Annotated in this window: 28 protein-coding genes; 19 read left to right on the top strand and 9 right to left on the bottom strand. The window is 37.0% G+C overall.

Translation table 11 applies throughout. The features are described 5' to 3' along the window. The first annotated feature begins 136 nt into the window (after positions 1-136). Positions 137-757: a hypothetical protein gene (locus C8P64_RS08110; RefSeq protein ID WP_108171572.1), complete on the top strand. Its 621-nt coding sequence runs from the start codon at positions 137-139 to the stop codon at positions 755-757. A gap of 57 nt (positions 758-814) precedes the next feature. On the opposite strand, the gene C8P64_RS08105 is transcribed toward C8P64_RS08110, so the two are convergent. Beyond that, positions 815-1,297, bottom strand: a complete 483-nt coding sequence (locus C8P64_RS08105; RefSeq protein ID WP_108171571.1) for a ferritin-like domain-containing protein — start codon at positions 1,295-1,297, stop codon at positions 815-817. Between the two features lie 242 nt (positions 1,298-1,539). Between C8P64_RS08105 and C8P64_RS08100 the strand changes: the two genes are divergently transcribed. From C8P64_RS08100 to C8P64_RS08090, 3 genes are all read left to right on the top strand, one after another. Beyond that, positions 1,540-2,013, top strand: a complete 474-nt coding sequence (locus C8P64_RS08100) for a cupin domain-containing protein (protein ID WP_108171570.1) — start codon at positions 1,540-1,542, stop codon at positions 2,011-2,013. Between the two features lie 65 nt (positions 2,014-2,078). Further along, positions 2,079-2,546, top strand: coding sequence for a universal stress protein (locus tag C8P64_RS08095; RefSeq protein ID WP_108171569.1), 468 nt, complete (start codon positions 2,079-2,081; stop codon positions 2,544-2,546). A 110-nt stretch (positions 2,547-2,656) separates the two neighbouring features. Then, a complete protein-coding gene (locus C8P64_RS08090; protein ID WP_108171568.1) occupies positions 2,657-2,860 on the top strand; it encodes a dodecin family protein in 204 nt (67 codons plus the stop codon). A gap of 69 nt (positions 2,861-2,929) precedes the next feature. On the opposite strand, the gene C8P64_RS08085 is transcribed toward C8P64_RS08090, so the two are convergent. Continuing rightward, positions 2,930-3,940, bottom strand: coding sequence for a zinc-binding alcohol dehydrogenase family protein (locus C8P64_RS08085; RefSeq protein WP_108172211.1), 1,011 nt, complete (start codon positions 3,938-3,940; stop codon positions 2,930-2,932). A 132-nt stretch (positions 3,941-4,072) separates the two neighbouring features. On the opposite strand from C8P64_RS08085, the gene C8P64_RS08080 reads away from it, so the two are divergent. From C8P64_RS08080 to C8P64_RS08035, 10 genes are all read left to right on the top strand, one after another. Then, the gene (locus tag C8P64_RS08080; protein WP_108171567.1) at positions 4,073-4,939 is read left to right on the top strand and encodes an NAD(P)-dependent oxidoreductase; all 867 of its coding nucleotides are present in this window, start codon (positions 4,073-4,075) and stop codon (positions 4,937-4,939) included. A 204-nt stretch (positions 4,940-5,143) separates the two neighbouring features. Further along, entirely contained in the window at positions 5,144-5,602 is a 459-nt protein-coding gene (locus tag C8P64_RS08075) for a cold-shock protein (RefSeq protein WP_108171566.1), read from the top strand. A gap of 357 nt (positions 5,603-5,959) precedes the next feature. Continuing rightward, entirely contained in the window at positions 5,960-6,922 is a 963-nt protein-coding gene (locus tag C8P64_RS08070) for a fatty acid desaturase family protein (RefSeq protein WP_245889678.1), read from the top strand. A gap of 70 nt (positions 6,923-6,992) precedes the next feature. Next, positions 6,993-7,187, top strand: coding sequence for a cold-shock protein (locus C8P64_RS08065; protein ID WP_011709462.1), 195 nt, complete (start codon positions 6,993-6,995; stop codon positions 7,185-7,187). Positions 7,188-7,288: 101 nt separating this feature from the next. Continuing rightward, positions 7,289-7,483: a cold-shock protein gene (locus C8P64_RS08060; protein WP_011709462.1), complete on the top strand. Its 195-nt coding sequence runs from the start codon at positions 7,289-7,291 to the stop codon at positions 7,481-7,483. 103 nt (positions 7,484-7,586) lie between these two features. After that, positions 7,587-7,781 carry a cold-shock protein gene (locus C8P64_RS08055; protein WP_026934381.1) on the top strand — a complete coding sequence of 65 codons (195 nt, stop codon included), beginning with the start codon at positions 7,587-7,589 and terminating at the stop codon, positions 7,779-7,781. Between the two features lie 226 nt (positions 7,782-8,007). Then, on the top strand, positions 8,008-9,057 hold the full coding sequence (locus C8P64_RS08050; protein WP_108171564.1) for an AI-2E family transporter: 1,050 nt from the start codon (positions 8,008-8,010) through the stop codon (positions 9,055-9,057). Positions 9,058-9,226: 169 nt separating this feature from the next. Next, positions 9,227-11,341, top strand: coding sequence for an elongation factor G (locus C8P64_RS08045; protein ID WP_108171563.1), 2,115 nt, complete (start codon positions 9,227-9,229; stop codon positions 11,339-11,341). Between the two features lie 180 nt (positions 11,342-11,521). Then, positions 11,522-11,902, top strand: coding sequence for a hypothetical protein (locus C8P64_RS08040; RefSeq protein WP_108171562.1), 381 nt, complete (start codon positions 11,522-11,524; stop codon positions 11,900-11,902). Positions 11,903-11,908: 6 nt separating this feature from the next. Further along, the gene (locus tag C8P64_RS08035; RefSeq protein ID WP_108171561.1) at positions 11,909-13,795 is read left to right on the top strand and encodes an adenylate/guanylate cyclase domain-containing protein; all 1,887 of its coding nucleotides are present in this window, start codon (positions 11,909-11,911) and stop codon (positions 13,793-13,795) included. Positions 13,796-13,826: 31 nt separating this feature from the next. Here C8P64_RS08035 and C8P64_RS08030 read toward each other — a convergent pair whose 3' ends face one another. Further along, positions 13,827-14,282 carry a GNAT family N-acetyltransferase gene (locus C8P64_RS08030; RefSeq protein ID WP_108171560.1) on the bottom strand — a complete coding sequence of 152 codons (456 nt, stop codon included), beginning with the start codon at positions 14,280-14,282 and terminating at the stop codon, positions 13,827-13,829. A gap of 134 nt (positions 14,283-14,416) precedes the next feature. On the opposite strand from C8P64_RS08030, the gene C8P64_RS08025 reads away from it, so the two are divergent. Beyond that, positions 14,417-14,857: a PepSY-like domain-containing protein gene (locus tag C8P64_RS08025; RefSeq protein WP_108171559.1), complete on the top strand. Its 441-nt coding sequence runs from the start codon at positions 14,417-14,419 to the stop codon at positions 14,855-14,857. Between the two features lie 28 nt (positions 14,858-14,885). After that, entirely contained in the window at positions 14,886-15,374 is a 489-nt protein-coding gene (locus C8P64_RS08020; RefSeq protein ID WP_108171558.1) for a peptide-methionine (S)-S-oxide reductase, read from the top strand. A gap of 56 nt (positions 15,375-15,430) precedes the next feature. On the opposite strand, the gene C8P64_RS08015 is transcribed toward C8P64_RS08020, so the two are convergent. Next, a complete protein-coding gene (locus tag C8P64_RS08015; protein ID WP_108171557.1) occupies positions 15,431-15,781 on the bottom strand; it encodes a DoxX family protein in 351 nt (116 codons plus the stop codon). A 214-nt stretch (positions 15,782-15,995) separates the two neighbouring features. Here C8P64_RS08015 and C8P64_RS08010 point away from each other — a divergent pair, with 214 nt between their 5' ends. After that, on the top strand, positions 15,996-17,201 hold the full coding sequence (locus C8P64_RS08010; RefSeq protein WP_108171556.1) for an acyl-CoA dehydrogenase family protein: 1,206 nt from the start codon (positions 15,996-15,998) through the stop codon (positions 17,199-17,201). A gap of 394 nt (positions 17,202-17,595) precedes the next feature. Continuing rightward, positions 17,596-18,018: a hypothetical protein gene (locus tag C8P64_RS08005; protein ID WP_108171555.1), complete on the top strand. Its 423-nt coding sequence runs from the start codon at positions 17,596-17,598 to the stop codon at positions 18,016-18,018. Here C8P64_RS08005 and C8P64_RS08000 read toward each other — a convergent pair. The 4 genes from C8P64_RS08000 to C8P64_RS07985 all read right to left on the bottom strand — a co-directional run bounded on the left by C8P64_RS08000 (position 18,015) and on the right by C8P64_RS07985 (position 20,423). Next, on the bottom strand, positions 18,015-18,539 hold the full coding sequence (locus C8P64_RS08000) for a DUF4251 domain-containing protein (protein ID WP_108171554.1): 525 nt from the start codon (positions 18,537-18,539) through the stop codon (positions 18,015-18,017). The genes C8P64_RS08005 and C8P64_RS08000 overlap by 4 nt on opposite strands. 172 nt (positions 18,540-18,711) lie before the next feature. Continuing rightward, positions 18,712-18,918, bottom strand: coding sequence for a hypothetical protein (locus C8P64_RS07995; protein WP_146167197.1), 207 nt, complete (start codon positions 18,916-18,918; stop codon positions 18,712-18,714). Positions 18,919-18,990: 72 nt separating this feature from the next. Then, positions 18,991-19,857, bottom strand: coding sequence for a formate/nitrite transporter family protein (locus tag C8P64_RS07990; RefSeq protein WP_108171552.1), 867 nt, complete (start codon positions 19,855-19,857; stop codon positions 18,991-18,993). 89 nt (positions 19,858-19,946) lie between these two features. Continuing rightward, a complete protein-coding gene (locus C8P64_RS07985) occupies positions 19,947-20,423 on the bottom strand; it encodes a nucleoside deaminase (RefSeq protein ID WP_108171551.1) in 477 nt (158 codons plus the stop codon). 190 nt (positions 20,424-20,613) lie between these two features. Here C8P64_RS07985 and C8P64_RS07980 point away from each other — a divergent pair, with 190 nt between their 5' ends. Continuing rightward, on the top strand, positions 20,614-20,913 hold the full coding sequence (locus C8P64_RS07980; RefSeq protein WP_108171550.1) for an HPF/RaiA family ribosome-associated protein: 300 nt from the start codon (positions 20,614-20,616) through the stop codon (positions 20,911-20,913). 77 nt (positions 20,914-20,990) lie between these two features. Here the strand turns inward: C8P64_RS07980 and C8P64_RS07975 are convergent, their stop codons facing one another. Continuing rightward, positions 20,991-22,976, bottom strand: a complete 1,986-nt coding sequence (locus C8P64_RS07975) for an aconitate hydratase (protein WP_108171549.1) — start codon at positions 22,974-22,976, stop codon at positions 20,991-20,993. Positions 22,977-23,058 lie beyond the last annotated feature (82 nt).

Here is a 23,058-nt window from a genome sequence, read left to right as displayed (position 1 = left end):
AGACAATTGTCCTTTTTAATTTTAAAAACAGATCCTTCAGGCCTTGAAAATGTATTGGATTGATAGCGTATCTGGATTATTAAAAAATTGGCTGTATTTTTGATATAATAAAAGATACAATACGAATCTTTAGATCATGAGAACCAGATTACTCTTTATTTGCCTGTTTTGCCTGAGTTTAGGGGCTACAGCTCAAATAGAAATTCCGCGTACGACGAATACCGGTCCTATTATTAAGGCTGAAGAATCTAATTCTACAGGTTTTCCTATTCTTAAAAGGGAGGAAACCGAAACTGAAAGCAGGTTCTTAAAAGAAAAACCCAAAGCGATCGATCTTAGAGAAAATCCTAATGGATTAATGACCGAGGCCGATGTGATGAAGAAGAAATGGAGTAAGGACAAGGAAATTAGAGAGGAATACAGGAAAGATCAGAGTCTTGGAAATGTAGTGACCAAAGGAAGATTTGTAGAAGTCTATTGTAGAGATCATCAATATATAGATGGCGATAAGGTACAGATCATAGTGAATGGAGAACTGGTTGCGGCCAGCGTTAGTTTACATGCAGGTTTTCAGCCAATATTGGTGACCCTGCAGGATGGATTCAATAGCATTCAATTTGTAGCTTTAAACCAGGGAAGTTCTGGTCCTAATACCGCAGAATTAAGAGTATTAAGCGAAAAAGGAGAACAGATCGCCGTTAAGGAATGGAATCTCCTAACAGGAGCCAAAGCAGAACTAATCGTGGTAAAGAATTAAAAAACTTATCACCTTTTAAATAATAAAAAAGCCGGTAAATTACCGGCTTTTATTATTCTAGTCTTCAAGGTCTTCAAGGATCTTGATCTGTTTTATCGTTTTTTGAATTTTATCCCGATGTTCTTCGAGCATTTGCTTAACATTAGGATTAAGAATATTTTTTTCGAGTTTTTCCTCGTATTCTTTTAAACTCGCCTTTTCACCACGAAGACATTCTTCAAGTATGGATTCATCATTTTTCCTGGTTACAGAACTTTTAAAATCTATCCAGAAGCGGTGGAGGCTTCCCAGTGTAGTTCCGGTTTTCCTTTCCTTAGGATGTTCGTTTAACTCATGAAAGTATTTATCCAGCTCTGTGGCAAAATGATTTCTCTGTACGGCCTGATTCTTCAAGAATTTCTTAAGATCAGGATTCGTGGTATGTTCTAAAGCTTTTTTATAGCCTTTCTCTGCATCATAATTCTTCTCCAGGAGATCTGTAAGAACATGAACCAGGTTTTTATGACTTGCCTCTCTGGCCGATTCTCTTGTTGTTTTCATAACACTAAAGATTTATTGGATTACCTACTTAAAGATACTTATAAACTAAGTCTTTACTGAAATTTAGGGTGTCAAATTAGATGACGATGGTCATATTTCAGTTGATTTTTACATGAATTAGAATACCAAGTTTTCCCCATTTAATTTTGAATTGAAAAGATCTAATTTTACAACTTCAGTCCATCTTCAATTCTACTTTATTCCCGCGCTTACTTATTTATTTTTAATTAAAACCTAAGCAAATGGATGTTTCTTCAAAGTCTGACAGTCTCAAAAGATCATTGATTATTTTTCTCCTGATCTTTCTTATTCCTGGAATTTATAACCAGGTGAGTGCCCAAACTGAAAATTCAGTAGCGATTAATTTAATAGACGGCAATATGGAATGGGGCGATTGTCCCGATATCATTCCTAATGGATGTAAGGTTACTCTTCTTCACGGTGATTTATCGAAAAATAATGCAGATGTCTTATTCAAGTTTGAACCTGGTACAAATATACCAGAGCACTGGCATAATTCTGCCGAACGTATGATCCTTCTAAAAGGAGAACTGGAAGTCACTTATGAAGGGGAGGATACCAAAACACTTAAAGCTGGGCATTATGCCTACGGACCTGAGAAAAAACCTCATGACGCCCGCTGCAATGATGAAGGCCCATGTTTATTATATGTAGCATTTATTAAACCCGTAGATGCTTTTGCCGGAAAACCCTGATGATTAATACTTCAAAATAATTCGTTTTTTACCTAACTTAGAAGAACCAATCATTAAATATAGTTATGAAAAAGGTTCTAATAGGTCTGGATTATAATCCCAGGTCAGAAAAAGTAGCAAACCAGGGATACGAACTCGCTAAAAAGCTTGGCGCAGAAGTTTGTTTGATCCATGTCCTGGCAGATGTTAGTTATTATGGGGTGAATTACCCAAATTTTATGGGATATGAGGGTTACAATGAAATGCAGGTGGATCTTAATGTGATCTCAGAGCTGCGTGAGGTAGCCAGGAATTACCTGGAAACAGCGGCTAAGCACCTGGACGATCCCAGGGTAAGTACCTACCTGGCAGAAGGGCCTACTTCAACGGCTATTCTGGATTATGCTAAAAAATGGAAGGCAGATCTCATCGTATTGGGTACACATAGTCACTCGGTTCTGGAGAAAGTACTTATGGGGACCACGGCAAGCCGTATCCTGGAAAGAACAGAAATCCCTGTTTACCTGATCCCGGTTAAGAAAGAATCTCATTAAAAAATCTCGATTACTTAATAATCTATAATCTTGTGTTAATCATTTGAAATGCAATGATTTATTGGCTAATTTATTATTGAATTAATATTAACCAATTAAAATATGAAATTATGGGAATAGTTAAAGTGATTGAAGTAATAGCAACTTCTGAAAAGAGTTTTGATGATGCTACCAGGAATGCGGTTAAAGAAGCAGCGAAATCCATAAATAATATCAAATCTGTGTACATCAAGGAAATGAAGGCACAGGTAAATGGCGATGCCATTACCTCTTATGCGGTTAACGCTAAGATCTCCTTTGAAAAGAATAGTTAATCTATTCTTCTTTCAGAAATTAAAAAAACCGGAGCTATCCGGTTTTTATTTTTAATCTAGAATCATTTTTTAATACCTGATAACGTTCTTCCCAACAGATTTGCCAGACTCCTGAAGCTTATGTACCTTTTTAAACACATCGGCATCTAAACCTTCGAACTGTTTTTTCATGGTCGAAAATATCTTTTTATCCTCAACAAGTTCTTTTACTCTTTGCAATATTTTTTGCTGGGCTATCATATCTTCTGTCTCGAACATACTTCTAGTGAACATCAGTTCCCAGTGAAAACTTACACTTTTGTTCTTTAAGGCATTTAGATCGACATTCTCTGTAGTGTTCACTACACAGCAAATTCCTCCCTGTGGAGCAATTAATTCGGTCATGGCATCCCAGGTACCGGAGGTATCGGCGAAATTTAAAATGTAATCTACATTATCCTTATGATCTGCCATCTGCTCTAAAAGGTCATGATGGTTTACAATTTCGTCTGCACCCATCTTTTCACACCAGTTCCTGGTAGCCTCTCTGGATGCTGTGGCTATAACCTTTAATCTGGTTAAATTTTTCAGTAACTGAATAGCTATAGATCCAACTCCTCCGGCACCGCCAATAATCAAAATCTTTTTGCCTTCGCCTGAATTCTCCCTGATCCTTAACCTGTCAAAAATACATTCCCATGCGGTAAGTGTAGTTAGGGGTAGGGCAGCGGCTTCCTGCCAGTTCAGGTTTTCTGGTTTATTTCCAACGATTCTTTCATCTATATTCTGAAACTCGGCATAACAGCCAGGGCGGGTTATGTCACCAGAATAATATACTTCATCACCGGGCTTAAAATGTTTCACCCCATCACCAATCTCCTCGACTATTCCTGCAGCATCCCAACCAATGATCTTTGGATCATCTAATTCTTCATCCTGGGCAGCGCTTTGTCTTACCTTATAATCTACAGGGTTTACCGAAATTGCTTTTATCCTGACCAGAAGGTCTCTTTTTCCCGGTTCTGGCTTTTTTGTTTCAAATTCAAAAAGACTCTGATCTTGATCTATGGATAGTGATTTTTTAAAACCTATAGCTTTCATTTTTTTTCTTTTCAAATTACTGGTCATAATTGATATTTCAATTCTATCTGTCATAAACTTTTGCTAAAATCAGATTGTTGTTGATTGCTCCTTCTTCAGTTGTTAAATTTGAGTAATCATAAAACTGATATCATGAAAATAGGATTTATAGGTTTAGGCATTATGGGTAGCAGGATGGCGGCAAACCTTTTAAAAGCCGGGCATAGTTTAAAGATCTACAATCGCACCAAAGCAAAAGCTGAAGAACTTATCCACGAAGGCGCTGATTGGTGTGAATCACCTAAAGCTGCAGGGGAGGGGGTAGATGTAATGTTTACGATGCTGGAAAAGCCAGACGTTGTAGAAAGCCTGGCCACTGGTAGCGATGGTTTTCTAGCAGGTTTAAAGAAGGGTTCTCTTTGGATCGATTCCAGTACGGTAAATCCATCTTTTAGTGAAAGAATGTCCAGGCTGGCTTCAGAAAGTGGCATCAGGTTTATGGATGCTCCGGTTTCAGGTTCCAAGGTGCCCGCACAGGAAGGTGAATTGCTATTTCTTTGCGGCGGTACAAAAGAAGATTTTGAAGAAGCTAAACCTTTATTCATGGAAATGGGTAAAGATGCAGTACATATAGGTGAAGCAGGTAAAGGTTCGGCAATGAAGATCATGATAAATCAATTGCTGGGGCAAAGCATACTGGCCTTTTCTGAAAGCCTGAATTTAGGAATGGCCATGGGGATAGATAAAAAGACTGGTATGGATATCCTTCTTAAAACACCGGTTACGGCTCCTATTCTGGATGTTTTTAGATCTAGGATCGAAAATAATGAATACGAAGCCAACTTCCCTTTGAAACATCTTCAGAAAGATCTGCATCTTTTTACAGAGACCGCTTTTGAACTTGGGCAACCAAGTCCTCTTACCAGTGCAGCGAAGGAGGTCTACGGCATGGCGAAGCATAAAAATATGGCCGATCTTGATTTTACCGCTGTATTCAAATATTTACATGAAAAGGAATAATTTTAATAAGTCTCAGCTTTAAATCTTTTATTATCGGATTCCTATGACTATCTTTACCAAAATTTTGATGCAGGCTGAAATCAGCCATTGCTCTCTCTGAATTAAACCTTCAAAAGATAATCTTACACATTAAATTTTCCTGGTATTCGTTTAGTTGGTTCAAAGCATTGAAGTTGGAAACGAATAGTAATTAAAATTTAGTGAATGGCAAGATCCGGACAAACCCAAAACAAAAGAGAAAAAGAGAAAAAGAAGCTTAAGAAGCGAAAAGAAAAAGAAGCGAAAAAGCAGGAGAGAAAAGAGAATTCTAACAAAGGAGCATCATTTGAAGATATGATCGCCTATGTAGATGCAGATGGAAATCTTACCGACACTCCGCCAGATCCATCGCAAAAGGTAGAGGTTGATGCAGAAGATATTGAGATCGCTATACCAAAGAAAGAGGATAGAGATTATGAAGAACCTGAAACCGATACCGAAGGAAAAGTTTCCTTTTTTGATCATTCTAAAGGTTTTGGATTCATTATTGGGAAAACAACCGGTGAAAAATATTTTGTTCATGTAAGCGGTCTTATAGATGAGATCGAAGAGAATGACAAAGTGAGTTTCGAATTAGAACAAGGAATGAAAGGTCTTAACGCCGTAAGGGTTAAAAGGATCTAAGTTCTCTTCAGGCTTGATTTCCAAGCCTAATACTACTACATAAACTATCCTGAATTGTAATTTATTGAAAATTAATTGGTTATTATAGTGTACATTGATTATTTAAATGTACATTTGCCATGTAAAAATAATTTAGTTTTCTTCACTTTAGTAGATCCATTCAGGATATTCCAAGTTTTAGTCACTTCAGTATTTAGACAGTAATAAATAAATAGTACCAGTATCAACAATCCAAAATTTGCCCAAAAACGGGCTTCCGAATTTTCAAAGACTCTTAGAAGTCGAGTAAATTCATACTTTAAAACTAATCAAATTAGTAAGCATGCTAATGGCAGCATGATCGTGAAAACGGTTTTAATGTTATTGGTATTCATAGCTCCTTTAGTGATCATCAATACCGGGATCGTTTCCAGTGTCTGGTTGATCTTCGCTCTATATATAACTAGCGGTTTTGGAATGGCTGGAATAGGGATGGGAATCATGCATGATGCCATTCATAATTCATACTCAAAAAACCAAAAGGTAAACCAGTATTTAGGATATACCTTGAACTTAATAGGAGCGAATGCAAGTATCTGGAAAATACAGCATAACGTCTTACATCACACCTTTACAAATATTGAAGAAGCAGATGATGATATTAACCCCCCGTTCTTTTTAAGATTTACACCTCATACTAAGAGGTACATGATCCACAAGTTTCAGCATATCTATTCCTGGTTTTTCTATGGTCTGTCTACAGTATCATGGGTAACTGCGAAAGACTTTGTTAGAATGGCTCGTTTCAAAAAAATGGGATTCTTTAAAGAAGGAAAAGCCTTTAATAAAGAGCTGGCAAAAGTAATTGGTTGGAAAATAGTTTCTTTTGGATTTGTATTGGTATTACCAATCATTATGGCTCCTGTAGCCTGGTGGATAGTGGTACTGGCATTCATAAGCATGCACTTTGTAACAGGATTGCTAATTACAACAGTATTCCAGCTGGCACATATAGTGCCTACAACAGAATATCCATTGCCTAATGAAGAAGGAATCGTAGAAGGTGACTGGGCAAGTCATCAACTTTTTACAACAAGTAATTTCTCCCCAAAAAGCAGGTTATTTTCCTGGTTCATTGGAGGATTAAATTACCAGATAGAACATCATTTATTACCAAATATCTGTCATGTTCATTATAGAAAGATATCGCATATTGTAGCTCAAACCGCAAAAGAATACGGTTTGCCTTACCATAACAAACACAGTTTTGTCTCGGCAGTTGGAGAACATTTTAAAATGCTTCGCCAGCTAGGAAAGATGGATAATCTTAGAGCAGGATAATAATATAGATTGGATGTCGTACGATCTTAAAACAAAGACGGCAATTTTATAAATAATAATAAGTATAGTAATGCAAGAAGGTAAAGTAAAGTTTTTCAATAATACCAAAGGATTTGGTTTTATTAAAGCTGACGATTCAAACGAGGACATCTTTGTACACTCAAGTGGTCTTATCGACGAAATTCGTGAAGACGACAGAGTACAGTTCGAAGTTGAGCAAGGTAAAAAAGGCCTTAACGCCGTAAACGTTGAAGTAATTGACTAATTATTTTCAGTTTTCTTTAGAGATCTGTTAATGATGAAGATTGTATGTCGTACGATCTCTAAACAAGCACGGCAAATTTGTAACAATTAATAAGTATAGTAATGCAAGAAGGTAAAGTAAAGTTTTTCAATAATACCAAAGGATTTGGTTTTATTAAAGCTGACGATTCAAACGAAGACATCTTTGTACACTCAAGTGGTCTTATCGACGAAATTCGTGAAGATGACAGAGTACAGTTCGAAGTAGAGCAAGGCAAAAAAGGCCTTAACGCTGTGAACGTAGAAGTTATAGACTAATTATTTCTAAACACCTTATAAAGGAGTTTTAAAGTAATCCAGATCGATCGTCGCATGATCTATAAATAAAGCGGCAAATTTATAACAATTAATAAGTACAGTAATGCAAGAAGGTAAAGTAAAGTTTTTCAACAATACAAAAGGATTTGGTTTTATTCAGGCTGAAGGGTCTAACGAAGATATCTTCGTACACTCAAGTGGTCTAATTGACGATATCCGTGAAGACGATAAAGTTCAGTTCGAAACTGAGCAAGGAAAAAAAGGATTAAACGCAATTAACGTTGAGTTAATCGACTAATTAGTTGATCCCTTTTAAAAATTAAAGCCATCTGAAAAGATGGCTTTTTTTATTTCCGGTATTTTTCATAACCAAAATTGACTGCAATTTTGATCCTTCCATAGCCCTGAATTCAATTTTTCCGGAATCAGACTAGCTAAAATAAAAACAGGGTTTTTGATTTCTTTAATAGAAAGTCGCTTAAACTTTTCGGATATTGGAGAAACTATACCAATAAACCAACCAGATGATCACTAAAAAAAGCTTACTGCTTTACGGTACAGCAATTGTTTTAGGTACATACTTTTTATTCCTGGGGCTTACCAAAGCTAAAGGCTTCTTTGCTCCCTTATTAACAGCTATCATACTAAGCCTCGTTGTTTTGCCATTGTCTCAACGCATGGAAAAGAAAATGAAAAGACCTTTGGCTGCAATTTTAAACAGTGTGTTACTTTTCGCAATTTCTGTTGGGTTAATGGCTCTGGTGTCTTACCAGGTGCGTTCGTTTGCTGAAGACTGGCCAGAAATAAAAGAAACCATGACTCCCAAGATCGAGCAATTCAAGTCTTTTGCTTTAAAACATACTCCTTTGGATCAGGAAGATATAAAAGAAGCGAAAAACAGTTCTTCTAAAATGGATTCAGGAACAAGCGATAGGATAAAAGCTTTTATGAGTGGTCTTTCAAGCTTTTTAGCTAATTACCTGCTCACTTTTGTATATGTCTTTTTCCTTTTGAATTACCGGCAGATTTTTAAAGATTTTCTCATGCGGATATTTCCCGATGAGAAGCGTGATACCGTTAAAACTATTATTACCAAATCTGCTAAGGTAGCTCCTCAGTATCTGCTGGGAAAATTGATTCTTATGGGATTACTCGCTATTTTATATTCTATTGGTCTCGGAATATCCGGAGTCGATAATTTTATCCTGGTTAGTGTTATAGCTGCTGTTCTCACGCTCATTCCGTATGTTGGAAATATTATAGGGTTTACCATGGCCGTTGCTTTTGGTTTTCTAACTTCAGGAGATACCAATGTTCTCATTGGCATTGCCCTAACTTTCACCATTACTCAATTTGTGGAAAGCTACGTATTACAACCTTATGTTGTTGGGGAAAGAGTAGATGTACATCCTTTCTTTGTAATTGTAGCCGTTATCCTGGGAAATATGGTATGGGGAATCATAGGGATGATCCTGGCCATCCCGATCATGGGAATCATTACGGTAGTCCTGCTAAACATCAATGAGTTAAAACCTTTCGGGATATTATTCAGTAAAAAAGAATTTTCGGAATAAAGTATTTTATATTTCCACCGGAAAATTTCTGTAGCTTTTACCAAAACCCGATAAAAATGTAAATTGTTTTAAGGTATTGCTTATCTTTAATAAGCAGTACTTGCATGTTTCACTTCCCATTCTATTTTGATCTTTTTTCCTGTCTGATGCTGACTTAAAACAGGAAGAAATGAAAATATACGACCAAAAGCACATTAAAAATGTGGTCTTCGTGGGCGCTCATAACAGCGGAAAGACCACTCTTGCAGAAACCATGTTATTCGAGGCAGATCTCATTAATAGAAGGGGTTCTGTAGAGAATAAGAATACCGTTTCAGATTATCATGAGATCGAGCACGAAAAAGGCAATTCAGTCTTTGCAACCCCTTTACATACCGAATGGAGAAATTATAAGATCAATATAATTGATACGCCCGGTCTTGATGATTTTATAGGAGAGGTGATTAGTTCCATAAGGGTTGCAGATACTATACTTACGATTATTAACGGTCAGCAGGGTGTAGAGGTGGGAACAGAGATCATCTGGAATTATATAGATAAATATAGAAAGCCTACCATATTCGTTATAAATCAAATAGACCACCCGGCTTTTAATTTCGAGGAAAGCCTGAAGAGTATTTCCAATCTTGTAGGGAACAATGCGGTACAGATTCAATACCCGGTTAAGATCGATGGAGCTCAATGTATTATTGATGTCCTGAAAATGAGGATGTATAAGTTCCCTGCGGAAGGAGGGAAGCCAGAAAAGTTAGAGATCCCTGATGATCAAAAAGAAAAAGCAGAATTTCTACATAATGAACTGGTAGAAAAAGCCGCTGAAAATGATGAAGAGCTTATGGAATTGTTCTTCGAAAAAGGCAGCCTGGACGAAAATGAAATGAGAAAAGGAATAAAAGCCGGAATGCTGAATCATGAATTATTCCCGGTTTTTTGTATGTCAGCCCTTAGTGACATGGGTAGCGGCAGGCTTATGGGATTTATAGATAATGTAGCTCCCGCTGCTGCAGATCTTGGTTCAGAACAAAGTACAGAGGGTGCGGATATAGTTCCTGAAAAAGACGGTAATACGGCTTTATTCGTTTTTAAAACGGTACATCAGCCTAACCTGGGCCAGTTAACCTTTTTCAAAGTAAAAAGAGGAGAGGTAAAGCTGAATGACAAACTGGTAAATTCCCGTACCGGGGAAACTGAAGTTCTAAACCAGCTTTTTATCATGGATGGTAAAGAACGTATTGCGGTGGCCAGGCTTACCGTAGGCGATATTGGTGCCACCCTTAAATTAAAGGACACCGAAACCAATGATACCTTATTCCAACCGGGAAGTGAAGTAACCATTAAACCAATTAAATATCCTCAGCCAAGATATCATAAAGCTATTTCAGCCATCAATAATAAGGATGAAGAGAAGCTGAGTGAAGCTTTAAAGAAGATACATAGTCAGGATCCAACCGTGGAAATTTCTTATTCCAAAGAAGGCAGGCAATTGATCGTTTCCTGCCAGGGTGAATTGCACCTGGCCATGGTAGAATGGATTTTATTAAATATTTATGGTGTGGAAGTTAGTTTTCAGAAGCCGAAAATAGCTTTCAGGGAAACAATTCAAAGATCTGCCAATGCCAACTACCGTCATAAAAAACAATCTGGAGGTTCAGGACAGTTTGCCCAGGTTCATATGAAGATCGAACCATGGCATGAGGATATTCCGGAACCTGAAGGTTTTAATATTCGCGGAAAAGAGGAGATCGATCTTCCCTGGGGCGGTAAACTCGTTTTTTATAACTGCATTGTTGGTGGTGCCATAGATCAGCGTTATCTGCCATCTATAATGAAGGGAATCCTGGAAGTAATGGAGGAGGGGCCCTTAACCGGTTCTTATTGCCGTGATGTTCGGGTAATGGTATATGATGGTAAAATGCATTCTGTAGATTCGAATGATATTTCTTTTAAGATCGCGGGGGCACATGCTTTTAAAGAAGCTTTTTTGAATGCAAATCCAAAATTATTAGAACCAACAGTTGAACTAACCGTTAAGGTTCCCGAAGAAACGGTGGGAAATGTAATGACAGACCTGCAGTCCAGGAGAGCGATCATCCAGGGGATAGAAAGCGATCATAATTACCAGGTACTAAAATGTATCGCCCCGGAAGCGGAACTCTTTGGTTATTCAACAGATCTTAGATCTTTAACCCAGGGGCGCGCAACTTTTAAAGCGAGTTTTTCGGGATATCAACCAGTTCCTGCAAATATTCAAAATGAACTTGTGAATCTTGAAGTAGAGCATTAGCCCAGTTGTACTCTTGTATATTTCTGATAATTAATAATTTATACGCCATTCTGCCAGATTTAAATAAAATTTACTCTAATTTTATAAGTAACTGATTATTAGCTATTAACTCCTTAATTATAATTTTGATTCAGGGTGGTATTCTATTAATCCAATTATTAACCAATCAAATTTAAAATTATGAGTTCTGCCGTGATCATTACAATAGGGTTAAAAAATTCAAATAGCAATCCACCAAAGCTCAAACTTAAAGACTCCGTTGGAGATTCTGGAGACAACGAAATGAATACAAATGTGGATCTTGGAGCCAATGTAACCTGGGTGCCAGATCTAGCCAGTGGTATTCAAAGCATTGAGATTGTAGAAAAGAATGGCCAGACCAGTATTTTTTCTTCTGCGCCTCATGCCACAGGCAATGGGGATTATGAAGGTACTATTGTAACCACCAAATCGAAAAAAGATGGTAAAACCATTGATAGTGAAGAATATGTGATAAATTTCAAAATAGATGGTGATGACACACTTTATAAAGATGATCCTAAACTTTCTATAAAAAACTAGTTGCAAATGTCTTGTAATTTTAAAGCCTATTCCCTTACAATAGGCTTGTTTTGTATTCTGAGCTTTTCAATTTATGCCCAGGATCAAAAACAGGCTGACAGTCTTATTTCAATATTTGAAAAAGGGAATCTTGAAAATGAACTTGAAGTCTTAAAACTCATCTCAGAAAATGAAGCAGATCCTCAAAAAGCCCTGAAATATTCTGAACTTCTGATCGAAAAGGCATCAGAACAGTCTAATTATTCCTATGCCCATTCAGGATATCTTCAGAAAGGATATCATTTACAGTCGTTAGGCAATTATACCGAGGCTCTCCAGGCTTTTTTTAAAAGTAAGGAACAGGCGGGCCTGGCAAAAGATGCTTTAGGAGAAGCCGCAGTTTTAATTTCCATAGCCGACACCTATTCAGAAATGGGAAGTTCCAAGAACGCTAAATCTTACTATAAGCGCGGTTTAAAGGAAGTAAGGGCGATCAATGATTCTATGGTGTTAGCAACCACGCTTCTAAATGCCGGTGACGAATATCTTAAAACAAAACAATACGATAGTGCCCTGGTTTATTTTGAAGAATCGGGGATTATTTTTGCTAAACTGAATGTTCCTATTGGTCTTGCCTACAATTACGGAAATTCAGGAATGGTGTACGCTGAACAGGGTAAAGATGAACTGGCAGAGAAAAAAATATCTGAGGCTATAGAGATCCTGCAGGAACTGGAAGACTACGCTCCAATTTCAGTTTACCTCAATTACATGTCTGATATATACTTCCGGAAAAATAATCTTGAAAAGGCTTTCGCTTACGCAGAACAAAGTCTCGATCTCGCCGAGAGATATAACCTGAAAAAGGAAATCAGTGAAGCACATCTTCAATTATCTGAACTAAGTAAGATTAAAGGAGATTATAAGAATGCCTATGAGAATTATGAAAATTATGTTCTCTTCAGAGATAGTATCAATAATCTGGAAACGGTTCAGGAGATGGCCAGGCTAAGAACAGATTATGAAATATCACAAAAGCAGGTACAATTAGACCTTTTGGAGCAACAAAGAAAAACCCAACAGGCCGTTCTTACCGGTATCGCCATTGTCTTGTTGTTAATTGGAATTCTTGCCATCGGACTTTTCAGAAGGAATAAATTCATTTCCAGAACGAAGGCTATCATTGAAAAAGAAAAAAATCGATCTGAAAAATTACTGCTGAATATCCTACCTAAAGATACCGCCATCGAACTTAGAGATTCCGGTAAGGTGGTAGCAAAGCGATTTGACTCAGTAAGTGTACTTTTTGGTGACTTTGTTGGCTTCACAAGTTATTCTGAAAGATTAAGTCCCGAGGAAGTAGTAGATTCAGTCGATTTTTATTTCTCTAAATTCGATGAAATAGTAGAGAAATATGGACTTGAAAAAATAAAGACCCTGGGAGATTGTTATATGTGCGCCGGTGGTTTACCATTTCCTGCTAAAGACCATGCCCAGAGAATATTAATGGCTGCCTTTGAGATGACCGAATTCGTTAGGTCTTCCAAAGCAAGATCTGAAATTGAATATAAAGAACTTAATTTCGATCTTAAAATAGGTATTAATTCCGGCCCGGTAGTGGCAGGGGTAGTAGGAACCAAAAAATTCGCCTATGATATCTGGGGGGATACTGTAAATATTGCTTCAAGGATGGAATCTCACTCAGAACCAGGAAAGATCAATGTATCAGAGAATACCTGTAAACTGATCAGTGATGACTTTGAATGTGACTATCGCGGAGAATTCGAAGTTAAAAATAAAGGCCTTATGAAAATGTATTTCGTGAAAAAGGCGAAGGAAGATTTTCTAAGTTCATTTTCAAATAAAATAGCTTCAAAACATGAGAAAGAAACTGAATTGGAGGAAAGCTCCTGATGTTGATCAATTGGATTAATGACAGAATATTTTAATTTGCAAGTACCTTTTCGAAACAGTGGCTATTTTCCATTTTTTCATATGGAGGATATTTATGGATCTCCTTATAATTATTTCTCTTATACAATCCAATAGCTTCAATTTGTCTGGCTCCCGTTTCCAGAATACATTTTTCATAGCCTAGTTCTTTTGCCCAAAGCTCTAGTATTCGTAACACTTTACTGGCATAACCCTTATTACGCTCTTCAGGTTTTACAAACATCCTCTTGATCTCAACGGCATCTTCGTTATATTCCTTGATCGCACCACAAGCTACCGGTTCTTTCTCTTTATAAAGGATCACTACATGTTTTATACTATCCAGTTTATTGAATTGATCATAGAATTCATGCTCATCACCGTCTTTTACAGCCAGGTATTTGTCAAGCTCCTTAACTAGTTCAATAAAATCTGTATCACTTGAATCGGTTCGAATTATCCTGATCATTTTAAAAATATTTATAAGTGAATTTAGCAGATAGTTTCCTAATTATAAAACCTGTTATGTAGAAAATTAAACTTTATGATTTTGTTGGCGGCCTAGGTTTCCTCTTGTTTTTAGTTTTATAAAAAATTAAGATCATGAAAAACGTTTCAGTTTTAATACTAGGATTATTGTGTTTTGGTATTTTGAGTTGCCAGGAAAAAAAGGAAGAGAAAAATAATGAAGTCCCACAGGCAGTATGGCTAAGTTTCCAGAAGAAATATCCTGGTGAAGATGATCCAGACTGGAAACTTGATGATCATGGCTACTGGGAATCCCATTTTAAACAGGATGGGGAAAAATATAGGGCAGACTTCAAGGCCGACGGTACCTGGGTAGAGACCGAAAATGATATTAAAAAGAAGAATTTACCTGAAGCGATTAAAAAGGTGATAAAGGAAAAATATCCAGATGAAAAGATCACCGAGGTAGAACATGTTTTAAATGCAGAAAAAGGGGAGTTCTATGATGTTGAATTCAAAAGAAAAGGAAAGAATATGGATATAATGTTCCGTAAAGACGGCAGCATTATTGAGTAAATTATACAGGGCTTATAAAAACTAAGATTTGAAGAAACTGGAAATAATTGGTTTTGGAGGAGGTTGCCACTGGTGTACAGAAGCTGTGTTCCAATCCTTAAAAGGAGTAGGGGAGGTAGAGCAGGGCTATATTTCAACCGCTACAGAACCGGAAGTCTTTTACGAAGGGGTGATCGTACATTATCACCCAAATTTGATAAGCCTGGAAAAACTCATTGAGATCCATTTAATAACCCATCACAGTACCTCAAACCATAGCATGCGCTCAAAGTATCTCTCTGGGATATATGTATTTAATAATGATCAGAAAATATTATCTGATAAGATTCTAAATGAACTTCAGGAAGATTATGATAAAAAGATCATTACCAGAACCTACGATTTTGGGAATTTCAAAGCATCCCGGCCAGAAATTAGAAACTATTATAAGACAGATCCGGGGAAACCATTTTGTAAGTTATACATAGATCCTAAATTGAAAATTCTCGAAAAAGATCATCTTGATCTTCTTAAATAAAAATTATTTCCCGCTTTCTTGTTTTTGGTCTTATGCCTGTTGCTTGTATCTGTTTTCTAATAGATCGAATGAAATAAGCTTATAGAAATATAGGTGTTAATCACAGCATAAATGATCGATGGTGAGGATTGAATAAAAGAATCCCTAATCTTTAAACGCACACCAAATCCAAGCAACATCAAAACAGATAATCCTATTGCCGAAAAAATAGCTATCGAAGGAAAAAATTTATAACCGAAACCGAGTCCCAAGGCACCGGCAATTTGTAATGACCCAACCAGGTACAGCTGTTTACTAAGTCCATATCGAATAAATTCATTTCGCATATGCTCGGTAAAAAAGCAGCTAACGCCAAAAAATAAAAATGAGATGGTAGAAAAGATCACCAGGTAGGTTAAGAAAGTCATTTTTCAGGTAAAAGTAACTGATTTTAGCAGCAATTACATTTTTTGATCATAGTCTTCGCAAATACGTCTATTAGTATAGATTGTTTAATTCAGTCAATTGAAATAAATATAGGTTAGGAACCTAACCTGTATGTGTAAGAACCTGATTTATAGTTATCTTTAGTAGTCCAGTACAATATTTTTTAGAAGTCACTAATTCAAATGCTCAGGCCATATGTTACAAAACGTATTATTAGAACGGGAAATTTACGCATCAGAAGAACATAAAATGATGCAAAAGATGATACAGGACTTCATTAACCATGAAATGCTGGATCAAACAGAAGAATGGGAAAAGAATGGTATGGTGAGCAGGAAGATCTGGGAACGAGCCGGGGAATTAGGTTTGTTATGCATCGATATGCCTGAAGCTTACGGGGGTAGTGGATTCGATTTTAGTTTTAGCGCCTTATTTATTGAAGAACTGGCTATAAAAGGAGTTACTGGGCCTGGTTTTGCCTTGCATTCAGATGTGGTTGCTCCATATCTTTTGAAGTATGGCACAGAAGAGCAAAAGCAAAAGTATCTGCCTGCCATGGCTAAAGGAAAAATGATCACCTCCCTTGGTATGACCGAGCCAAACTGTGGTAGTGATCTCCAGGCTATTACCACAACCGCTGAGGATAAGGGAGATCATTACCTGGTGAACGGTCAGAAAACCTTCATTACCAACGGGTATCTTAGTGATATGTCTTTAGTTGCGGTCAAAACAAATAAAGGAACCGGGAATGAAGGCGTTTCTTTGTTACTTATAGAAAGTGATTCAGATGGTTTTGAAAAAGGAAAGCCTCTCAAAAAAATAGGTATGAAAGCACAAGATACCTGTGAATTATTTTTCGATAATGTAAAGGTTCCTAAAGAGAATTTATTAGGCGAAGAAGGTTCAGGTTTTAAGATCATGATGACCGAATTGGCCAGAGAGCGTCTAATAGTTGCCTTAAACGCTATTGGCGGTGCTAAAGGTGCCATAGAAAATACCATTGAATATACATCTACAAGAACCGCTTTTAAACAACCTATTGCGGCATTTCAGAATACTCAATTCAAACTCGCGGAATGCGCGACACAGCTTCAAATTCATCAGGCTTTTCTGGATCGTTGTACCTTGTTATTATCAAAACATGAACTAAGCGCTGAAAGTGCTTCCATGGCGAAATATTCAGCAACAGATATGCACAATAAAGTTGTTGATGAATGCCTGCAGTTATTTGGAGGTTATGGTTATATGTGGGATTATCCAATTGCAAGAATGTATGCAGATAATAGAGTTGCCAGAATCTATGCCGGCACCAATGAAATAATGAAATTATTAATCGCTCGTGGGTTATTCAAAGAATTATTTAGTCAAATGAAGGCCAAGCGAAAAATTGAACAGGATTAATAATTCTAGTCCTATATCCAATAAAGGAATTACCGCGTACTTGTATCCAATAAAGGAATTACCGCGTACTTGTAAAATAGGATTATAGCCTTTAATTCTTTGATGCCTGATAATCCTTGAGACTAGTTGCAAACAGTAATCTACTATATCTTCTAAAATACATATATGAACTATAATTTATATTATGTAAAATAGAATATTTACTTCAGTATATTTAGTATCCTAGGATTCTGAAGCCTCTACCTCTTTATTCCTCAAGAAATACTCAGAAGTATTTTCAAATTTCATTTTCTTACGATAATATCTCTGCGTAAACAAGCATTATTTTATTTACAGGTAACTGTTGTTTAAAGATTTACACACTATTTTTGTAAATCATTTTGATTGATCAACTATGGCGCATCATCCAAATTCTGTTATAAATTTTTTACCCGGTAAATCCATAAAGCAAATTCATCATCTGGATTTTGGAGATATTATTTTTCTGGATAAAACCATTGTGACCGAATTAAATGAAGGAATTACCTATGGCTGGGAAAAAGGTTCTCAGGTGATCGCCCTGGCTGAAGATTACTTCGGAAAGGATTTTTATGTGAATTATATGTCTAATCGTATTTATGATTATTCGGTATTAGCTCAGGATTGGATCAAATTCTTTGAGCAAAATAGACGGCTTAGAAGTTTTTGTATCGTCACCCATAATGAAATTGGAACCACCAATATTGCCATTGAGCGCTTATTCTATAAAGATGGCAAGATCATGCATTTCAAAGATCTCAAACAGGCTCTTGAATATACTGGCAATCTTCCTGCTTAATCTTGTTCTATTTTACTTAATTTTCCTTCATAAGATATAGTCGCTCTTTGATTAGATCTTACAAAGGTTCTCGCTGTATTATTTGGATATAAAGTTATCCTGAAGTCCAGGTTCTCTCCATTAGCAACAGTTTCAAAAGTGATCTCTATATTATTTTTTGCAGGGTTATCTTTGAAATTCAGGTTTTGAACGGTACCTGCATACTCAAACCCTCCTTTATCACTCCCGTAACTACCACCGGCATGTCTTACTCCAAAATATGGCAGGAAAATATCCACGCTATCATTCTTGATCTTAAGATAATTAGGATTACCAATCAGGTTAATATTACCACCTACATTTGGATATGCCCAGTTATTATCGATTTCAAATTGCCTCGTAGAAACCAGTTCCTGTAATTCTCTGTAGTCTTTGCTGTCTTCGGTAATATTAGAGCCACCGCAGGAAATTAAAATAAAAAGAACTATAGCAAGTAAACCTCCTTTTATGAGTCTTAGATTTCTGATATTATTGATAAACATAATCTTGATTCAATTTTAAATCTAAACAATTCTAAATTACTCAATTTCAAAGAAAAGTGAAATGATTAAAAATAAAAATACCACTCCTCCTCTACTTACTGGTAAGGCATAAAATAATCCGGTAATTCTATAATTACCGGATTTATAATATTACAAGGAAATTGCTTATTGATCACTCCTCTTCATCTTTGCCACTTATAGAATCCAGAGTTTCCTGTATGCTCTCATCTTCATCACTAGTAACTCCAGATCTATCTTTTTTTATCTTGAGATTGCCATCACCATCTTTCTTCAGTTTATCATCCTTTTCATGAAAATTAGAAGGTCTTCCCGAATTCTTCTGCCAGTCGGCTTGCTCATTTGTTTTATCTTCAGACATAATAATTGTTTTTTCTAATTTAATGATTTGATATACTGAAACCATCGGGTTTAAAGATGATTTAACAACGAATTAGGGCATTTTCACATTGAAGATAAAAGCCCGGTATTTTAACAGAGCTACGAAAATTGCACCTCCCAGCGCATTTCCTAAAAGTGCCGTTCCTAATGTGGTTAAATATACTGCCAGGTCAATTTTTGGAGATACGAGCATACCTGCAAAAATTTCGATATTCCCAATGATACTATGGTGCAATCCTGTAAATCCCATTACCGCAGTAATTACATATATAATGATGATCTCTGCCGTGGTTTCTTTGGACGATGTAGCTAGCCAGCTAAGTAATCCCATTAACCACCCGGCTAGAATGGCGCTTACCAGGATAGTTCCAAAATCATAATCGGCATAATGTTCTCCTATAGACGCAATAGTATCTGAAGTAAATAAACCTAGGTTTGGTCCTATCCAGGATAGAGTAAGAGCTATGAGCATTCCACCTACCAGGTTACCCAGGATAACTATTCCCCATATTTTAAATAAACTCATCACACTCCTGCTACCGCTCAAAACCGGAAGGGTAAGCAGTGAGGTTTGTTCTGTAAATAATATGGATTGCCCCAGAACCACAAGGATAAAGCCGATTGGATATACAAAGGCCATCAGTTTAAAAAGGGTCGCTTCCTGGACCGTTCCCTGGAAAAAACTATAAACGGTACAGAGCATTAAGTAACTAAATCCAATTTCAAGTCCCGCGGTAAAGGAACTAAGGAGAATACTTCTGGAACTTCGATCATAGGTTTCGCAGCCTTCAATGATCTGTTGTTTCAGGATCTCTCCATGCGTCTTTGATTTTGTTGAGTCGTTAGATCCAGAATTTTCAATTTCTTCGTTTACTTTTTTCTGTTCTTCTGATTTCTTTTTTTCTTTTTCTGAATCCATTCTTTTTTGATTAATACAACCCGCATAAAAATAAAGAATCCGGAGACGTTAAATCCTCCGGACCTCATATTTTAATTCTTTATTAATATTTAGGAATGCAATTCTTCTTTGGTAACCTTATCCCAAATTTCGAGGGCTTCATCACGGCATAGCTGGATCATTTTGAATTCAGTATGTCTTTTATCCTTATCTGAAGCAAAATACATGTCACTGTATTTAAAACCATATTCTTTGGCGTCTTCAGCAGAAGCGCCATAATAGATATAATCAAAATCTGCCCAATGTGCGGCTCCCAGGCACATCATGCAGGGCTCACAACTGGTATACAGCACGCAGCCCTGCAGGTTCTGAGTTTGTAATTTTTTACAGGCACGCTGTATAGCTCGCAATTCTGCATGTTGGGTGCAGTCCCCAGAACATAAAACTTCGTTACGGGATTCCGCAATAATTTCGTCTCCTTTAGTTATCACTGCACCAAAAGGACCTCCATTATCCATATCCCTTCCTTCACGGGCCAGATTCAAGGCCCTGCTCATCATCTTCTTTTGTAAATCCTTTGTTTCCATAGTAACTTAAAAGTAAGGAATTATATATGCCTTACCTCATTTTTCACAGTATTTACGGTCAGATTAAACAGAATTTAAGGTATCCCGGTGAAAGTCTAAAAATACTCCTAAAAGTTTGCCAATTCTACCCTAAGGGCTTTGGGAAGCCACTAAGAAATATGTTTATTTATCTAAACTAAAAGAAGAATATATGGAAGCTATTTTTGAATTCGTAAACATAGACAAAAGTGATAACCTTGAAGCTTTTACTCAGAAGAAATTAGATAAAATCGAAAACAAATATGACTGGGTAGTTCGCGCAAATGTCTATTTTAAAAGAGATGAAAATCAAAAACCTAATGGATATATCACAGAGATAAGATTAAGTGCCCCGGGTCCTGAAATTTTTGCTCAATCTAATGAGAATTCATTTGAGGCCTCAATTGCACAAACTACTAGTGATATAGAAAGACAGCTGAGCAAACGCAAAGCTAAAATGAGTACGCACTAATATTCCAAATCACTAAATAATAATAAAAAAGCCTTTCTTGACAGAAAGGCTTTTTTGTGTCTTGAAATAGAGAAATATTAAGCTTTAAGATCTTCTTCTTCCAGCCTGTCTTTAAATTCGTTTATAATTCCTCCTTTTAATAGCACATCTATCTGGCGATCGCTCATAGAATGTTTGGTCTCAAATTCTTCTTTCTTACCATTATCATTTTTTACGATCACTTTAATATTGTTACGGTTTCTCACATCTTCTCTCAGGTTCCTGAAATAAACGTTATCCCCCTGCTCTATCTTTTCATAGTCTTCAATATTGATGAATTCCAGAGGTAAAATTCCAAAATTAACCAGGTTTTGCCAGGCGATACGAGCGTATGAATTAGCGATAACCGCTACCTGACCCAAATATTTTGGAGTGATGGCAGCATGTTCCCTACTCGAACCCTGAGCATAATTATCTTTAGCGACTACGATATGTCCACCATGAGTGGTTTTAGCTTCCATGGCTCGATCGTAGAAGGTTTCATCAATAACCGTATAAGAATATTTACTAATTTCTGGCAGATTACTTCTAAATGGTAGTACCTCTGCCCCTGCTTTCAGTATCTCATCGGTAGAAATATTATCACCCATCTTTAGTAGAACAGGAACACAATATTTCTCTTGCATTGGTTCAATGTAAGGCAGGGATTTAATGTTGGGGCCTTTCTTTAACTCTATGCCTGTCCCATCTTCTGGAGGAGCTACAAGCATTTCAGTATTTATAATTTCGATCTCAGGATGCTGAAATTTCGGATACTTCATATCGTATAATTTCTCCAGATCTCTAGGATCTGTGATCTTACCAGTTAATGCAGATGCCGCCGCAGTTTCTGGACTACATAGGTGTACCTGGTCATCTTTGGTTCCAGACCTATCAGGGAAGTTACGAGGCATAGTCCTTAAACTAATTGTACCAGAGGCCGGCGCCTGTCCCATCCCTATACATCCCATACATCCAGATTGGTGGAACCTTGCTCCTGCTTTGATAAGATTTGCAAAAGCTCTATTATCTATCATATTCTGGATCATTTGCCTGGAAGTTGGATTGATGTCAAAAGAAACATCATTGTTCACAGATTTATCCTCAACGATTGCCCCTGCGATCCAGAAATCCCTTAACCCAGGATTAGCCGAAGATCCAATCACCACCTGACTTATTTCTTTCCCCTCTACTTCTCTAACCGGCACAACGTTCCCTGGACTCGTTGGTAACGCTATCAATGGAACTAACTCGTCCAGTATAATTTCATCATGAGAATCATATTCGCAACCTTCGTCTGCTTTTAATTCTACCCAGTCGTCCTCTCTACCCTGAGATTTTAAAAATCGTTTGGTTTCCTCATCACTTGGAAAAACTGTTGTGGTAGCTCCTAATTCAGCTCCCATATTTGCAATTACATGACGATCCATGGCGCTCAAATTCTTAAGGCCTTCACCATAATATTCTATCACTTTACCAACTCCGCCCTTTACATCATATCTCCTGAGCATTTCAAGGATCACATCTTTCGCACTTACCCAGTCTGGCAGTTTTCCGGTAAGTTTTACTCCCATGACCTTAGGCATTTTGACAAAATACGGCTGACCGGCGATGGCCGCAGCCACATCCAGTCCTCCTGTTCCTATGGCCAGCATTCCTAAAGATCCTGCCGCAGGTGTATGGCTATCAGATCCTACCATCGTTTTTCCTGGTTTACCGAAGCGTTGCATATGTACAGGGTGACTAACCCCATTTCCTGGTCTACTGTACCATAATCCAAAGCGTTGTGCTGCGGAATGAAGGAACAGATGGTCATCTGCATTCTTAAAATCTGTTTGAAGCAGATTATGATCTACGTATTGCACAGCCACTTCTGTTTGTGCTTTTTTCAATCCCATTGCTTCCAGCTCAAGCTGTACCAAAGTACCGGTGGCATCCTGCAAAAGAGCCTGATCTATTTTGATCCCGATTTCTTTGCCGGGTTCCATTTCTCCTTTTAAGAGATGTTCTTTTATAAGCTTTTGGGTGACATTAAGTTTTGACATAGTTGGTAATTTTAAACTTTAAAATACTATCTTTTGTAGGAAGTTTTATTCCCTTTAACAGAACCTTAGCCTAATAGCTAGA

Origin of the sequence: Christiangramia gaetbulicola, from assembly GCF_003054225.1 — a bacterium.
GTDB classification, from domain to species: domain Bacteria; phylum Bacteroidota; class Bacteroidia; order Flavobacteriales; family Flavobacteriaceae; genus Christiangramia; species Christiangramia gaetbulicola.
This window is presented reverse-complemented; position numbering and strand designations above follow the sequence as displayed.

Bases quoted from the DNA above. Each gene is read 5' to 3' on its own strand.
- C8P64_RS08110 (WP_108171572.1), top strand. From the start codon at position 137: ATGAGAACCAGATTACTCTTTATTTGCCTGTTTTGCCTGAGTTTAGGG.
- C8P64_RS08105 (WP_108171571.1), bottom strand. From the start codon at position 1,297: ATGAAAACAACAAGAGAATCGGCCAGAGAGGCAAGTCATAAAAACCTG.
- C8P64_RS08100 (WP_108171570.1), top strand. From the start codon at position 1,540: ATGGATGTTTCTTCAAAGTCTGACAGTCTCAAAAGATCATTGATTATT.
- C8P64_RS08095 (WP_108171569.1), top strand. From the start codon at position 2,079: ATGAAAAAGGTTCTAATAGGTCTGGATTATAATCCCAGGTCAGAAAAA.
- C8P64_RS08090 (WP_108171568.1), top strand. From the start codon at position 2,657: ATGGGAATAGTTAAAGTGATTGAAGTAATAGCAACTTCTGAAAAGAGT.
- C8P64_RS08085 (WP_108172211.1), bottom strand. From the start codon at position 3,940: ATGAAAGCTATAGGTTTTAAAAAATCACTATCCATAGATCAAGATCAG.
- C8P64_RS08080 (WP_108171567.1), top strand. From the start codon at position 4,073: ATGAAAATAGGATTTATAGGTTTAGGCATTATGGGTAGCAGGATGGCG.
- C8P64_RS08075 (WP_108171566.1), top strand. From the start codon at position 5,144: ATGGCAAGATCCGGACAAACCCAAAACAAAAGAGAAAAAGAGAAAAAG.
- C8P64_RS08070 (WP_245889678.1), top strand. From the start codon at position 5,960: ATGTTATTGGTATTCATAGCTCCTTTAGTGATCATCAATACCGGGATC.
- C8P64_RS08065 (WP_011709462.1), top strand. From the start codon at position 6,993: ATGCAAGAAGGTAAAGTAAAGTTTTTCAATAATACCAAAGGATTTGGT.
- C8P64_RS08060 (WP_011709462.1), top strand. From the start codon at position 7,289: ATGCAAGAAGGTAAAGTAAAGTTTTTCAATAATACCAAAGGATTTGGT.
- C8P64_RS08055 (WP_026934381.1), top strand. From the start codon at position 7,587: ATGCAAGAAGGTAAAGTAAAGTTTTTCAACAATACAAAAGGATTTGGT.
- C8P64_RS08050 (WP_108171564.1), top strand. From the start codon at position 8,008: ATGATCACTAAAAAAAGCTTACTGCTTTACGGTACAGCAATTGTTTTA.
- C8P64_RS08045 (WP_108171563.1), top strand. From the start codon at position 9,227: ATGAAAATATACGACCAAAAGCACATTAAAAATGTGGTCTTCGTGGGC.
- C8P64_RS08040 (WP_108171562.1), top strand. From the start codon at position 11,522: ATGAGTTCTGCCGTGATCATTACAATAGGGTTAAAAAATTCAAATAGC.
- C8P64_RS08035 (WP_108171561.1), top strand. From the start codon at position 11,909: ATGTCTTGTAATTTTAAAGCCTATTCCCTTACAATAGGCTTGTTTTGT.
- C8P64_RS08030 (WP_108171560.1), bottom strand. From the start codon at position 14,282: ATGATCAGGATAATTCGAACCGATTCAAGTGATACAGATTTTATTGAA.
- C8P64_RS08025 (WP_108171559.1), top strand. From the start codon at position 14,417: ATGAAAAACGTTTCAGTTTTAATACTAGGATTATTGTGTTTTGGTATT.
- C8P64_RS08015 (WP_108171557.1), bottom strand. From the start codon at position 15,781: ATGACTTTCTTAACCTACCTGGTGATCTTTTCTACCATCTCATTTTTA.
- C8P64_RS08010 (WP_108171556.1), top strand. From the start codon at position 15,996: ATGTTACAAAACGTATTATTAGAACGGGAAATTTACGCATCAGAAGAA.
- C8P64_RS08005 (WP_108171555.1), top strand. From the start codon at position 17,596: ATGGCGCATCATCCAAATTCTGTTATAAATTTTTTACCCGGTAAATCC.
- C8P64_RS08000 (WP_108171554.1), bottom strand. From the start codon at position 18,539: ATGTTTATCAATAATATCAGAAATCTAAGACTCATAAAAGGAGGTTTA.
- C8P64_RS07995 (WP_146167197.1), bottom strand. From the start codon at position 18,918: ATGTCTGAAGATAAAACAAATGAGCAAGCCGACTGGCAGAAGAATTCG.
- C8P64_RS07990 (WP_108171552.1), bottom strand. From the start codon at position 19,857: ATGGATTCAGAAAAAGAAAAAAAGAAATCAGAAGAACAGAAAAAAGTA.
- C8P64_RS07985 (WP_108171551.1), bottom strand. From the start codon at position 20,423: ATGGAAACAAAGGATTTACAAAAGAAGATGATGAGCAGGGCCTTGAAT.
- C8P64_RS07980 (WP_108171550.1), top strand. From the start codon at position 20,614: ATGGAAGCTATTTTTGAATTCGTAAACATAGACAAAAGTGATAACCTT.
- C8P64_RS07975 (WP_108171549.1), bottom strand. From the start codon at position 22,976: ATGTCAAAACTTAATGTCACCCAAAAGCTTATAAAAGAACATCTCTTA.